General features: G+C 52.1%; 11 protein-coding genes. 3 read left to right on the forward strand and 8 right to left on the reverse strand.

Annotated features, from left to right (window positions below):
* Positions 1 to 84 precede the first annotated feature (84 nt).
* Positions 85 to 1,425 carry an anaerobic C4-dicarboxylate transporter gene (locus tag ACSBQN_RS00650; protein WP_354633152.1) on the forward strand — a complete coding sequence of 447 codons (1,341 nt, stop codon included), beginning with the start codon at positions 85 to 87 and terminating at the stop codon, positions 1,423 to 1,425.
* 57 nt (positions 1,426 to 1,482) lie between these two features.
* Here the strand turns inward: ACSBQN_RS00650 and ACSBQN_RS00655 are convergent, their stop codons facing one another.
* Complete coding sequence (locus ACSBQN_RS00655; protein WP_024474495.1) at positions 1,483 to 3,048, reverse strand: methyl-accepting chemotaxis protein; 1,566 nt, start codon at positions 3,046 to 3,048, stop codon at positions 1,483 to 1,485.
* A 459-nt stretch (positions 3,049 to 3,507) separates the two neighbouring features.
* On the opposite strand from ACSBQN_RS00655, the gene ACSBQN_RS00660 reads away from it, so the two are divergent.
* Complete coding sequence (locus ACSBQN_RS00660) at positions 3,508 to 4,980, forward strand: amidohydrolase family protein (RefSeq protein WP_214167158.1); 1,473 nt, start codon at positions 3,508 to 3,510, stop codon at positions 4,978 to 4,980.
* Between the two features lie 94 nt (positions 4,981 to 5,074).
* Here ACSBQN_RS00660 and ACSBQN_RS00665 read toward each other — a convergent pair whose 3' ends face one another.
* Complete coding sequence (locus ACSBQN_RS00665; protein ID WP_024474497.1) at positions 5,075 to 7,252, reverse strand: TonB-dependent siderophore receptor; 2,178 nt, start codon at positions 7,250 to 7,252, stop codon at positions 5,075 to 5,077.
* Positions 7,253 to 7,369: 117 nt separating this feature from the next.
* Positions 7,370 to 8,785 carry a DHA2 family efflux MFS transporter permease subunit gene (locus ACSBQN_RS00670; protein ID WP_236595611.1) on the reverse strand — a complete coding sequence of 472 codons (1,416 nt, stop codon included), beginning with the start codon at positions 8,783 to 8,785 and terminating at the stop codon, positions 7,370 to 7,372.
* A 123-nt stretch (positions 8,786 to 8,908) separates the two neighbouring features.
* Between ACSBQN_RS00670 and ACSBQN_RS00675 the strand changes: the two genes are divergently transcribed.
* The gene (locus ACSBQN_RS00675; RefSeq protein WP_024474499.1) at positions 8,909 to 9,346 is read left to right on the forward strand and encodes a MarR family winged helix-turn-helix transcriptional regulator; all 438 of its coding nucleotides are present in this window, start codon (positions 8,909 to 8,911) and stop codon (positions 9,344 to 9,346) included.
* 34 nt (positions 9,347 to 9,380) lie between these two features.
* Here ACSBQN_RS00675 and ACSBQN_RS00680 read toward each other — a convergent pair whose 3' ends face one another.
* From ACSBQN_RS00680 to accC, 5 genes are all read right to left on the reverse strand, one after another.
* Positions 9,381 to 9,731 (reverse strand): hypothetical protein, encoded by a 351-nt coding sequence (locus ACSBQN_RS00680; protein WP_354633153.1) that lies wholly within the window; start codon positions 9,729 to 9,731, stop codon positions 9,381 to 9,383.
* 343 nt (positions 9,732 to 10,074) lie between these two features.
* Complete coding sequence (gene fis, locus ACSBQN_RS00685; RefSeq protein WP_004240545.1) at positions 10,075 to 10,371, reverse strand: DNA-binding transcriptional regulator Fis; 297 nt, start codon at positions 10,369 to 10,371, stop codon at positions 10,075 to 10,077.
* A gap of 20 nt (positions 10,372 to 10,391) precedes the next feature.
* Positions 10,392 to 11,363 carry a tRNA dihydrouridine synthase DusB gene (gene dusB / locus ACSBQN_RS00690; protein WP_015422979.1) on the reverse strand — a complete coding sequence of 324 codons (972 nt, stop codon included), beginning with the start codon at positions 11,361 to 11,363 and terminating at the stop codon, positions 10,392 to 10,394.
* A 290-nt stretch (positions 11,364 to 11,653) separates the two neighbouring features.
* Positions 11,654 to 12,538 (reverse strand): 50S ribosomal protein L11 methyltransferase, encoded by an 885-nt coding sequence (gene prmA / locus ACSBQN_RS00695; protein ID WP_024474501.1) that lies wholly within the window; start codon positions 12,536 to 12,538, stop codon positions 11,654 to 11,656.
* Between the two features lie 77 nt (positions 12,539 to 12,615).
* The gene (gene accC / locus ACSBQN_RS00700; protein WP_004240542.1) at positions 12,616 to 13,965 is read right to left on the reverse strand and encodes an acetyl-CoA carboxylase biotin carboxylase subunit; all 1,350 of its coding nucleotides are present in this window, start codon (positions 13,963 to 13,965) and stop codon (positions 12,616 to 12,618) included.
* Between the last annotated feature and the right edge of the window lie 6 nt (positions 13,966 to 13,971).

The following is a 13,971-nucleotide window of genomic DNA, read 5'->3' on the forward strand; positions in this document are numbered from 1 at the left end:
CAAAAAATTGTTATTTTGTGCGTTTTATAGTGAAACCAGGTGATACAGACCCACGGATTTTTAAGTACCTAAAAGGAGTTAGTTATGGATTTTGCTATCCAGCTTGTCGTGGTATTGATCTGTCTGTTTTACGGGGCGCGTAAAGGCGGGATTGCCCTGGGTTTGCTGGGCGGGATAGGCCTGGTGCTGCTGGTTTTTGTCTTCCACTTAAAGCCCGGAAAGCCGCCGGTGGATGTAATGCTGGTGATTATCGCGGTCGTGGCGGCATCGGCTACCTTACAGGCATCCGGAGGACTGGATGTGATGCTGCAGATAGCAGAGCGTCTTCTGCGGCGTAACCCGAAATATGTCTCTATTGTGGCGCCGTTTGTGACCTGTCTGCTGACTATTCTGTGCGGTACCGGGCACGTCGTCTATACCATCTTACCTATCATCTATGATGTCGCGATCAAAAATAATATCCGCCCGGAAAGGCCGATGGCGGCCAGTACAATAGGGTCTCAGATGGGGATAATCGCCAGCCCGGTGTCGGTTGCGGTGGTTTCCCTGGTCGCCATGCTGGGGGATGTGACCATTAACGGCAAACATCTGAGCTTTGTTGACCTGCTGGCGATCACCATTCCGTCCACCCTGATCGGGATACTGTGCATCGGTATCTTCAGTTGGTATCGCGGTAAAGACCTGGATAAGGATCCGGAATTTCAGTCGTTTATCGCAAAACCGGAAAACCGGAAATACGTCTACGGCAATACCGCCACCCTGCTCAATAAAAAATTACCGGCCAGTAACTGGCTGGCAATGTGGATCTTTCTGGCCTCTATCGCGGTCGTGGCATCACTGGGGGCATTTTCGTGGCTGCGGCCGGTTTTTGATGGCAAGCCGCTGTCGATGGTTCTGGTGATTCAGATCTTTATGCTGCTGGCAGGGGCATTAATTATTATCTTTACCGATACCAAACCGGCATCCATTTCGAAGAATGAAGTATTCCGCTCGGGGATGATCGCGATTGTGGCGGTTTACGGTATCGCGTGGATGGCGGAAACCATGTTCGGTGCTCACCTTGAGCAGATTGAGGGTGTGCTGGGATCGCTGGTCAAAGAGTATCCGTGGGCTTACGCAGTGGTGCTGCTGCTGGTGTCCAAGTTTGTCAACTCGCAGGCGGCGGCTCTGGCGGCAGTGGTTCCGCTCGCGCTGATGATCGGGGTCAATCCGGCTTATATTGTGGCATCCGCACCGGCCTGTTACGGCTACTATATTCTGCCGACCTACCCGAGTGACCTGGCTGCTATCCAGTTCGACCGCTCAGGTACCACCAAAATCGGGCGCTTTGTGATTAACCACAGCTTTATTGCGCCGGGACTGATCGGTGTCGGGGTTTCCTGTGTGTGCGGCTGGTTCTTTTCCGCCATGTACGGTTTTCTCTGACAGCCGTCCCGGAACAGAGATAACAGGCAATTTTGCCTGTTATCTCCCGGATAATCATCAGGATACAGAGGACGGCGTTCCGGCAAGCTGAAAGACACCGACCATCTCATTCAGTGTACCGGCCTGCTCATTCAGGGAGGAGGCTGCGGCAACAGACTGTTCCACCAGGGTGGCATTCTGCTGGGTGGCGGAATCAATCAGCCCGATAGCACTGTTGATCTGAGTGATCCCGTCAGTCTGTTCATGACTGGCGTGGCCTATCTCATGCAGTAAATCATCCATCTGGCTGACGTTACTGACAATACCGCGCAGTGATTCAGCGGCTTCCTCCACCAGTTGCAGCCCCTCGCGGGTCTGACCGGCAGAGTTTTCAATCAGGGTGCGGATCTCACCGGCTGAATCCGCACTGCGCTGTGCCAGCAGGCGGACTTCACCGGCCACCACCGCAAAACCGCGTCCGTGCTCACCGGCTCTGGCGGCTTCCACAGCGGCATTCAGCGCCAGAATATTGGTCTGGAACGCAATGGAATCAATCAGATTGATAATGTCTGACATCCGGGTGGCAGTTGTGTTGATCATACGGATTTTATCCGTCACCTGCTCCATCATTTCGCCATTGTGTTTCACCACCCCGGCGGTATCCGCCGACAGTGTGGTTGCCTTAAGGGTATTGGCGGCGGTGTTTTTCACGGTCGCGGTGATCTGCTCCATTGAGGCGGCAGTTTCCTCCACTGACGCGGCCTGTTCTTCCGTGCGGGCGGCCAGGTTCTGGTTACCGGCAACAATCTGCTCTGCGGTGGCAGACAGGCTGACTGCACCGTTTTTCACCTCTGTTACGATATCCTGCAAATGCACCTGCATTTCAGCCAGGGCATTAAGCAGTACCCCGGTTTCATCATGATGCGTGACGTTGATCTGCTGTGTCAGATCTCCCTGTGCAATGGCACGGGCAAGTGTCACGGCTTTATCCAGCGGACGGGTGATACTGACCACAATAATCCGCGCCAGTACGGCACTGACGATGGCACTGATGATGGTCAGGGTGATCAGCAGGAGGCGGTTGGTTTTGAAATTACTTTCCACCTGATTTCCCGCCTCTTTCATATGCGCATCCTGAATGGCGATTAACTGCATCACACTATCGCGGTAAGCGCTCTGAATACCGGCGGTGGTATTCACCATCTCATTGATTGCGGAGGCTTCATCTCCGTTTTGTGAGAACTGAACCATACGGCGCTGTGAGGTGAGGTACTGCTGACGGACTGAGCGGATCTCTTTCAGGATGTTCTGAGATGCCTCATCCTTCAGCGTCTCATTAAATTCATCCAGGATCAGGGTGATTTTTTTACTGGTTTCAGAAGCACCGGCGGCCAGCTGACGAATCTGAGGGTTTTTATCATCCAGCAGCAGGAGTTGCTGAATACCGACAAAATCATGAAAATAATCAATCAGTAAGTTTGCTTTTACCGTGATCGGATAATCCTCATCCAGGATATCGCGGATACCGTCATTGGCGTTATTCAGACTGACAACAGACAGTGTGGCGCTGATGACCATCAGCAGAATGGAAAAGCCAAAAGCCACGAAAAGTTTCGTACTGATTTTAATGCTGCGCAGAAACATTATTCCTCCGGATACTCAGTAAATGACTGGTTATCGGAAACTATAGGGAAAACTTTATCAATTAATTAAATTAATTCATAAGCACATGACGATAACAGCAGAGATAACAACAGGTTGGTTTGGTTATTTTTCTTCGGGAGTGATCTTTCCGGGGGATTATTTCAGTGCTTAAGACCTTTGTTTTACGCTTGGTTGATGTTTTGTGCTGAGTTTTTATGAGAGAGAGACATAAAAAATGAGGTAAAAAAGTACAGATTTCTCATTTTTGTCTGTCAGAAAACACGGGATATTTTGCTGAAAAATAAGAATTATTTTCTTTTTTATTCCGGTACGGAGAATAAACGTACCCTTTTCCCAGGAAATAGAATGGATTTTATGCTGTCGATTTACCGGTTGATTTTATAATCAGATTGTAATGTACTATTAAGTACATTTTTAATATCAATCAGAGAGGCTAGCATGGAAAACAATAAAAAAATCATTCGCGGCGGCACAATCATCACAATGGATGATGCCACCGGCGATATTATCAACGGCGCGATACTGATCGAAGGCAACCGGATCAGTGCAATCAGTGCTGATATACAGGCATTTGATCACCACACTGATGCGCAGGTGATTGATGCACAAGGGGCGATTGTCACCCCCGGTATGATCGATGCGCACCGCCATAACTGGATGGCACTGTTCCGTGGTGTATCAGCGGAAGAGTCATTACCGGCATTTCTTATCAATACCTTCCATGCGATCGGCGCAATGATGACGGCAGATAATATGTACGCCGCTATTCTGAACGGCAATATCAGCGCCCTGAATGCCGGCACAACAACCGTTTATGAAGTGAATGACTGCGTTAACTCACCGGAACATGCCGCTAACGCGGTTGCGGCGATGAAAGCCAGCGGTATCCGTGGCATCTACGGCTATGGTATGCAGGTTTATGATTTTAAACCCGCCGGCTTTGCTTCCATGGATGAACGGCGCGATTGTGCCCGTGAGATCTCAGAAACTCTGTTCCGTGACCAGGATCGCCTGGCTGCCGGTATGCTGATTTCCGACCCCGGTACGGTACCGTTTGCTGAATCGGCAAAACAAATCCGTCTGGCGGATAAACTCGGTCTGAAACACGCCTCACACACCGGGGCCGCCAAAACCTCAGTTCTGCTGCGCGGTCTGCGTGAGCTGAACGACCACGGTCTGTTACTGCCGGGACATATCCACGCTCACAGTAACGGGCTGACCGGTGAAGACTGGAAACTTATCGCCAAAAGCGGCGGTCATGTGGCGAGCACACCGTCCAGCGAGTTACAGATGGGGATGGGTTTTCTGCCTTATCAGCCGTGTGCGGAGTTCGGTATTCCGTTCGCACTGGGGACTGATTTCATCGGTGTGACAACGGATGACCTGTTTACCCAGATGAATATGGCGCTGCAGATTGAACGGGCACTGGCGAATGAAAAAGTACATCAGCGCGATACTATGCCGTTTGAAATTACCCCGACCATCCGTGAAGCCCTGCACTGGGCAACCCTCGGCGCGGCACAGGTGCTGGGCATGGAAAACGAGATCGGTTCGCTGGTTGCCGGTAAAAAAGCGGACATCATTATTATCCGCCACAGAGACGGTTTTGTGGCACCGATCCACGCGGCCGGTAGTGTGGTGCAGATGACGCACGCCGGTGATGTCGATACTGTGCTGGCAGATGGTGTGATCCGTAAACAAAACGGTGTGCTGACCGGTTTTGATCTCCCGGAAGTGATCCGTTTATCCCATAACGCTCTGGCATCGCTGGAAGTACGCATCCGTGACCGGAAAATCCTCAATACGCAGGAAGTGGAAGCGTTCTTCCGCCTGGCTGAGCGAATGGCATCCTTCCATTTCGCACAGGCGTACAGTGATGAGTTTTTTGCACAGGCTATGAAACAATCCTGATTTTCAGTGAGCTGCGGCGGGCAGCGGTCTCTCTTAGTGATCCCGCCTTTTAGGGGATTCCGGTTCAATCCGGAATCCCTTTTTTTTATACCTTTTACCAGTGAAGGGTCAGTGTGGTGGTTATCTGCCGGTCATTACCCCAGCTGCATGCTGCATCCGTAAAGCAGGCAGATACATAATGCTTATTGAACAGATTGTTGATATTCAAAGCGATTTCTGCATCCTCAAGAGCCGGAAGGTTATCAAACCGGTAGCGCAGCATCATATCCGCCACGGTATAGGCCGGAACGGTGAAGCTGTTGACATCATCCCCCTGAGTTTTGCCGTTATAACGCACACCGCCGCCGACAGTCAGACCACTGAGCGGCGTGGTGTCAAAGGTATAATCTGTCCACAGTGAGGCGGTATGCACCGGTACCATTGCGGGGTGATTACCGGCATTCTCCTGTTGCTGACGGAAACGGGTGTCGGTATAAGCATATCCGGCAATCAGGTTCCAGTTGTAGGTCAGTGCGGCTTTGGTTTCCAGCTCAATCCCCCGCGAACGGATTTTTCCGCCCTGTACACTGAAAAACGGGTTCAGCGGGTCGCGGTGCAGGTTATTGTCTTTGGTCAGTTCGTAGACCGCGAGTGTGGCGGACAGCGCGGCATTTTCCGGCAGGTATTTCAGCCCGGCCTCATACTGTTTGCCGCGCGACGGATCCAGCGGTTTGCCGCTGACAGTGGCTGCCGTGCTTGGCTCAAAGGATTCGCTGTAGCTGAAATACGGAGCGAAACCATAAGGCAGCTGATAATTCACACCACCGCGCCAGGTGAATTCCCTGTCTGTCTGGTGATGTGCGCTGTCTGCACCGCTGAGGTTATCGTGGCTGCTCGATTTACTGGTGTTCTCGTCATAACGGCCGCCGAGGGTGAATGTCCAGTCCTTCAGAAAGAGCTGATCCTGAGCGTAGATCCCGGTCTGGTGATTCTTATTAACAGTGCCGCTGTCTGCCAGGGGCATTGTTGTCAGATTACCGTATTGAGGGGATCGCAGATCCAGCGGGGTGGCAACGCCCATCTCATTAGTCATCCGGTTGCGCAGTTGTGAGTAATCCACGCCCGTCATCAGGGTATTACGCCAGCCGTGGCCGCTGATGTTGTGGATGACATGGGTATCAGTGACCAGGCCGGACAGCCGTTCGTCATTACGGATATGACTGCGGGAGAGGGTGGATGAGAGATCCTGCTGCGGCACACCGTAACAGGCCGCCGGATTGCTGCTGCATAGTCCGCTGCCGTAAATAGTGCGCCAGTTGGTGCTGATCTGCTGGTAACGCACGCCCTGATGCAGCGACCAGTTATCATTGAATGTATGATCAAACTGCCAGCCGATCAGCCGCTGCTGCCGTTCAAAGCGGTTATAGCCCGGCTCGCCTTCGTTGAAACCGGTTGACAATTTCCCGGCAGCGCCGCCGTCAACAGTACCTTCACGCGGCAGCCAGCCGTAATAGCCGTTGCGCGGGGCATTCATGGCCTGCGCGGTAAGCAGTAAAGAGGTGGCATCATCCGGCTGCCAGAGATAAGAGCCCTGTAAAGCATAATACCGTTCCCGTTCTCCCTGTTGCTGCTGATGCTGGTCATGCAGTGTGCCCGTCAGGCGGTAAGCCTGTGTTTCCTCATCATTCAGGGCATTACTGAGATCAAACCCGGTCTGCCACAGGTGGTGATTCCCGGCCTGTAAGCGGATTTCCCGCAGCGGATTCATCTGCGGACGTTTGGAGGTCATGGTGACCACGCCGCCCGGATTGGATTGCCCGTAAAGTACAGACGCCGGGCCTTTCAGCACATCAATCCGCTGCATAAACTCCGGCAGCATCCGGCTCTCCGCATACATATCCCCCTGTACCTTTAATCCGTCCAGATAGATATTCTGGCTGACATTATGGAAGCCGCGCATCATCACACTGTCGAAAACGGATGAACTGCCGGACGTACCGGTCACCACGCCGGGTGTGTATCCCAGCGCCTGTTTCAGTGTGGCGGGATTGCGGGCGGTGATTTCCTCCTCACTGATCACCGAAACCGAGGAAGGAACTTTATTCAGCGGTGTGGCGGTTTTGGTGGCGCTGTCGCTGTGTGTGGCGCGGTATGTTCCGTTGCTGTCCAGCGGACTGACGGCAGGCGGTGCGGCTGTGACCACGATTTCATCTTCAGCAGCATGGCAGACACCGGCAACCAGTAAAGCCGCCAGCGAAAACCGGAACAGGGAAGTGCAGTATAGTGCAGTCATAAATCCTATCTCATTGAATGATAATTATTACCGTCATAAAAGGCATGTGTGCGGATGACGGCAGTGATAAATAATGAAAAAGGCTGCCGGAGCAGCCATCAGAGTTAATTCAGGTGATTACGCCGCATCTGCGTGCGGGCGCGGTTTTTTCATGAAGAAGGCGAAAACCAGTGATAACAGGCCGAGCAGCAGGCTCAGCCAGAATACGGCATGGATCCCCGACGCCAGTGCGGCGGTTGCTGTCTGCTGTACTACCGCTGCATCACGGTAAAAAGACATCAGGGAGATAGCTGATGCGGTACCGACTGCGCCGGCCACCTGATAAAAGGTATTCCAGACGGCGGAGCCATCGGCATATAACCGGGCGGGCAACGCACTCATTGCGGTAGTCTGCGCAGGCATAATCACACAGGTGACACCGAGGCACAGGAGCATAAAGGCGGCGACAATCTGCCACACCGGTGCATTCTCCCCGACGGCATACAGAAACAGCGCAGAACTCATCAGCATAAACAGGGAGCCGCAGACCACAAACGGGCGTGAGTCAAACCGGTTATAGAGAAAACCGATAAGTGGTGAGAACAGCACGTTGATAATATTGCCCGGCAGCAGCAGGATCCCGGCCATTGCCGCGCTCAGCATCAGCACATCTTTCAGGAATACCGGAAGAATAATCGCGGCGGAGAGCACACTCATCATGCTCAGGATCATCATGATCAGGCCAATAATAAACAGCGGATTACGGAACACATCCGGGTGGATCATCGGCATCGCCATGTGCGTCTGACGGCGGGCAAATACGGCAAGGCAGAGAACCCCCGCCAGCAGGGAACCCCAGACAGCAGGATCACGCAGGCTGTGTTCCGCCAGGATAGCCAGCCCGTAGATGATGCCGCTGAATCCGGCGGAGGAAAGCAGGAGAGACAGAATATCAATACGCGGTTTGGTGATATCACCAATCGGCGCGATGGATTTCAGTGCGAATACTATAATCGCTGCATAGGCCAGTGCACTGAGCCAGAAAATGGCATGCCAGCTGAACAGGGTGATAATAAAGCCGGAAATTGTCGGCCCCAGCGCCGGTGCCAGGGTAATGGCAATCCCCACCATTCCCATCACCATCCCGCGCTGATAGACCGGGAAAATGAGAAGTGCGGCACTCATCATCACAGGCAATATCACCCCGGTACCGATAGCCTGAATAACCCGGCCGAGCAGCAGTACCGCAAAACCGGGTGCCAGTGCGGCAATCAGACAACCGGCGAGCGATACACACAGCGCCGTGAGGATCAGTACCCTGGTATTAAACCAGCGCACCAGAAACGCCGACACCGGCACAAATACCGCCAGGGTCAGCAGATAGCCGGTCACCAGCCACTGTGCCTGACCGGCGGAGAGAGAAAACTGGCTCATCAGATTGGTGAGCGCCATATTTAATGCGGTTTCCCCGAACAGACCGGTAAATGTCCCGGCCATCAGTACGCTCAGCATCATTTTCGGATGGCGTACCTGTATTGCTGCCTCTGTAGTCACATTCTTATCCTATTATTTCATCAACCAGGTTGACGAAAAGGAAAGTAACGCACTTTGCGACGATGGTCAACTTAGTTGACGAAGTGTTTTTGGTATACTGCACAAAAAGGAAAGGGGGAGCGCGTGAAAATTGCATTGAATGACCTGGATTTTATTGACCTTATCAGTGAGCGGCACACACTGCTCCGTGAGCGGATTGATGCACTCTGGAATGTCCGGAGCGAAATTCACATGAGTAATTCGGAGTGGTACATTTTATCGAGGGTGTATGACCAGCCGGTATCCATAGCCGATATTTCCGCGACAGTGACCATCTCCCGCCAGGCGATTCATAAATTCATCCGGCAGATGGAAGAGAAGGGATTAATCACCATCTTTGATGTTCAGGGCAGCAAGAAGCTCAAGGGGGTGAAAATGACACCGCACGGGCAGCAATGCTATGACGCCTATGAAGCCATCAAAACCGGATTGTGTGCTGAAATTGGCGCCGCTGTCGGACAGGACAATCTCGCGCTGATCATCCGGTTATTTCAGCAGCCCTGGTTTGATGAAAAACGGTAACGCCTTTTCTGCTGCTCAGAAAAGGTGTTTTTGTTCAGGCGGCAGCGATATGCGTGAACAGCCAGCGGAGCAGCACATCGGTCAGTGCGGCATCATCCGCCGGGTTTAGTTTTGAGGCTTCTTTCCGGAAATGCTGCCACAACACTCCGTTCTGTGCGGGAATTTGCCGGTGCAGGCGCTGTGCTGCCGCCAGCTTGCCGCTGATCACCTGCGGATCCGGAAAACGCGGCAGCGGCTGCCCGTACAGGCACAACAGGTCATCCTGCAGCCGTGAAATTTGTGATGGTGCAAAATTCAGTAATTTCCCGCTGTGTATTAATGCCGGGGAATTCTCCGCCTGAACCGCCTGTAATGATTGATGTAATGCCTGTTGCAGTGTGTTCATTTCTCTCTCCTGATATCCGGGCTGCTGTACCGGGGATAGTAGCGGACAGGAAAATCAATGCTTCGTTGCCCGGCGAAATATCTGCGGTTATCATGGAAGAGGAAAAGAAACGGAACACTCCGGTTGTTGCTTTTTAATTGTGCTTATCCATACATAACTCCCTTTATATTCTGAACGGCGGTGCATACAGAATCCTGTCCGTTGCGCAAGCCGTTACAGTATTATTAAACACAGCGGGGAAGTGAAAAACAATGAGGTGGAATTACTTATGATAAAGGCAACAAAAAAGCCCTTTCAGTTATCCTGAAAGAGCTTTTCGATTCAATGCATTGTACGGTACTACTTAGTTCATGCCGTATTTTTTCAGTTTTTTACGCAGAGTACCGCGGTTGATGCCCATCATCAGGGCAGCGCGGGTCTGGTTACCACGGGTGTATTGCATCACCATGTCCAACAATGGCTGTTCAACTTCAGCCAGTACCAGCTCATACAGTTCATTAACATCCTGACCGTTTAATTGAGCAAAATAGTTCTTCAGTGCTTGCTTAACTGAGTCACGTAACGGCTTTTGAGTTACCTGATCTTGTGAATTTACAGTAGCAACGGTTAGTACGTCAGAATTTACGCGTTGTTCGAACATAGTTCTGTCAGCTCTTTTCTTTATTTACGCAAAAAATTTTCAAAATATGCCTCCAACGCCTCCAGCTGTTCGCCGGCATCCTCAATGGCGTTGAATGTGCGCCGAAACTGAACATCAGGTGCATGTTCCTGCATATACCAGGAAACGTGCTTGCGGGCTATGCGGGCTCCCTTGCTTTGACCGTAAAAGTCGTGCAATTCCCGCACATGCTCACACATTATGCGTTTCACCTCTGCACCGGGCAGGGGCGGCAACAGTTCGCCTGTGTCCAGATAGTGCTGGATTTCCCGGAAGATCCAGGGTCTTCCCTGAGCAGCACGACCAATCATCAGCGCGTCTGCGCCGGTGTAGTCCAGTACTGCTCTGGCTTTAAGCGGGTCAGTAATGTCGCCATTGGCAATAACCGGGATGGCAACAGTCTGCTTAACTGTCCGGATGTTGTCATATTCGGCTTCACCATTAAACAGACAGGCGCGGGTCCTGCCATGGATCGTAAGAGCCTGAATACCGCAACGCTCGGCCAATTGGGCAATCGTGACACAGTTCCGTTCTTCCGGTGACCAGCCGGTGCGAATTTTCAGTGTGACGGGCACGTCCACCGCATTAACCACCGCTTTCAGAATCTCTTCCACCAGCGCCGGATAACGCAGCAGGGCGGAGCCTGCCAGCTTACGGTTCACTTTTTTTGCCGGACACCCCATATTGATATCGATGACCTGCGCACCACCGGCAACATTAATCTTTGCCGCGGCCGCCATTTCACCGGGATCATTACCGGCTATCTGCACAGAACGGATACCTGGCTCATCACTGTGTACCATGCGTAATCTCGATTTGTCCGTTTTCCAGACCTGAGGGTTGGAAGAGAGCATCTCTGAGACGGCCATACCCGCGCCCATTTCATAGCACAACGACCGGAAAGGCCGATCGGTGATGCCTGCCATAGGGGCCGCGATAAGGCGGTTTTTCAACTGGTATTGTCCGATACGCATAGACGAAGAAGTGTGGCCATACTGTGACTGCAAGGGCGCGTATATTACGCATTTTTTCAAAGATATGAAAGGACAAACTTTGAGCAAATCGACCTTTACGGCGAAATTTTTTTTATTGCTTTTTTCAGATTTTATTAATTAATGTTTTGTAACAATAAGTTAGCGTAAAATAGCATACAGTACGGTTTTCTGATTTAATTTTCAGAATAAAATGCGTTTGCGTGAAACTGCTTAAAATATATTCACTGAATCACGCAAATGCACGATTTATATACCAAAAAGTAAGAATATCAGCCGCGTTTTGTTGCGGTGATCCGGCACCATTCTTCTTTTTCGGCAATCTCATCAATCTCAAAGACGTCACGGTAAGCATCTGCCACACCTTCCGCCTGAGTGGCGAGCACACCGGATAACCCGAGTAATCCGCCGGCCTGAGGCAGTGCGCCGATCACCGGAGCCAGTTCACGCAACGGACCGGCCAGGATATTGGCCACCACAACGTCCGCAGAGAGCGTCTGAGGCTTTTTATCAGAGAGGTAAAGGGTCAGCCTGTCTGAAACGCCGTTGCGCTCTGCGTTGTCCCTGCTGGCCTGAATCGCCTGCGGGTCGATATCGATACCGATAGCATCTTTCGCACCCAGTTTCAGGGCGGCGATCGCCAGGATCCCCGAGCCGCAGCCGAAATCGATCACGGTTTTACCGTTCAGATCCAGCCCGTCGAGCCATTCCAGGCACAGAGAGGTGGTCGGGTGGGTACCGGTGCCGAATGCAAGGCCCGGATCGAGCATCACATTGACCGCATCAGGGTCAGGGATCTCACGCCAGCTCGGGCAGATCCACAGGCGCTGACCGAAACGCATCGGGTGGAAGTTATCCATCCACTCGCGTTCCCAGTCTTTGTCTTCAATCTGTTCGATTTTACGGACAAAGTTTTCGCCGAGCAGCGGATGCTGCTGTAATTGCGCAACAACGGCTTTCATGTCCGTTTCAGCGTCATACAGGCCGATCACGTCGGTGTCACCCCACAGGCGGGTTTCCCCCGGCAGCGGTTCAAAAATCGGGGTGTCGTGGCTGTCCTGAAAGGTAACGGAGACGGCACCGGTTTCAGTCAGTTCATCACCGATAACTTCGGCATCAGCACCGGTGGAATTTAATCGTATTTGGATCCAGGGCATAACATACTCTTTATAAAAAGCTCTTTATAAAAAAGCCCCTGTTTGACAGGGGCCTGAGAAAGAAAAGCGACAGAAAATCAGACCTCGTGCAGGCCGAGTTTCTTCTCCAGATAATGGATGTTGGTGCCGCCTTTACAGAAGTTCTCATCATTCATAATCAGCTGGTGCAGCTCGATATTGGTTTTGATACCGTCGATAATCAGTTCCGCCAGCGCATTCTTCATACGGGCGATAGCAATTTCGCGGGTTTCACCATAGGTGATGAGCTTACCGATCATTGAATCATAATACGGCGGTACAGTATAACCGGCGTAAATATGAGACTCCCAGCGGACACCGAAACCACCCGGAGAGTGGAAGCGGGTAATTTTGCCCGGGCTCGGTAAGAAGGTGTGCGGATCTTCGGCGTTGATACGGCATTCGATCGCGTGACCTTTTACTTTGATATCTTCCTGTTTCACAGAGAGCGGCAGGCCGGATGCGACACGCAGCTGCTCTTTGATCAGGTCAACACCGGTGATCATTTCAGTGACCGGGTGCTCTACCTGAATACGGGTGTTCATTTCGATGAAATAGAACTCACCGTTTTCAAACAGGAACTCAAAGGTACCGGCACCACGGTAGCCGATATCGATACAGGCTTTGGCACAACGTTCGCCGATGCTTTTGCGCAGCGCCGGGGTGATACCCGGTGCAGGGGCTTCTTCCACCACTTTCTGGTGACGGCGCTGCATGGAGCAGTCGCGTTCCGCCAGATAAACAGCATGGCCCTGACCATCCGCCATGACCTGGATTTCAACGTGACGCGGGTTCTCAAGGAATTTTTCCATGTAAACCATGTCGTTGTTGAAAGCCGCTTTGGCTTCGGCTTTGGTCATTGCAATAGCTTCTTCCAGATCTTCATCATTGCGGACAACGCGCATACCGCGTCCGCCGCCGCCGCCGGAGGCTTTGATGATGACCGGGAAACCGATACGTTTGGCAATGGTGTGGTTCAGCGGCATATCGTCGCTGAGCGGGCCGTCAGAGCCTGGTACACACGGAACGCCGGTTTCTTTCATCGCACGGATAGCAGAAACTTTGTCGCCCATCAGGCGGATGGTTTCAGCTTTCGGGCCGATAAAAGTGAAGCCGGAGCGTTCAACCTGCTCGGCAAAATCAGCGTTTTCAGATAAGAATCCGTACCCCGGGTGGATGGCCTGCGCGCCGGAAATTTCAGCAGCAGAGATAATGGCCGGGATATTCAGATAACTTTTCGCAGAGGCTGCCGGACCGATACAGATGGTCTCGTCAGCCAGCAGAACGTGTTTTAAATCACGATCCGCAGAAGAGTGAACAGCAACCGCTTTGATCCCGAGCTCTTTACAGGCCCGCAGGATCCGCAGTGCAATTTCACCCCGGTTGGCAATAAGGATTTTTTCCAGCATGATTCG

Origin of the sequence: Morganella sp. B601 (assembly GCF_051172335.1) — a bacterium.
Taxonomy (GTDB): domain Bacteria; phylum Pseudomonadota; class Gammaproteobacteria; order Enterobacterales; family Enterobacteriaceae; genus Morganella; species Morganella morganii.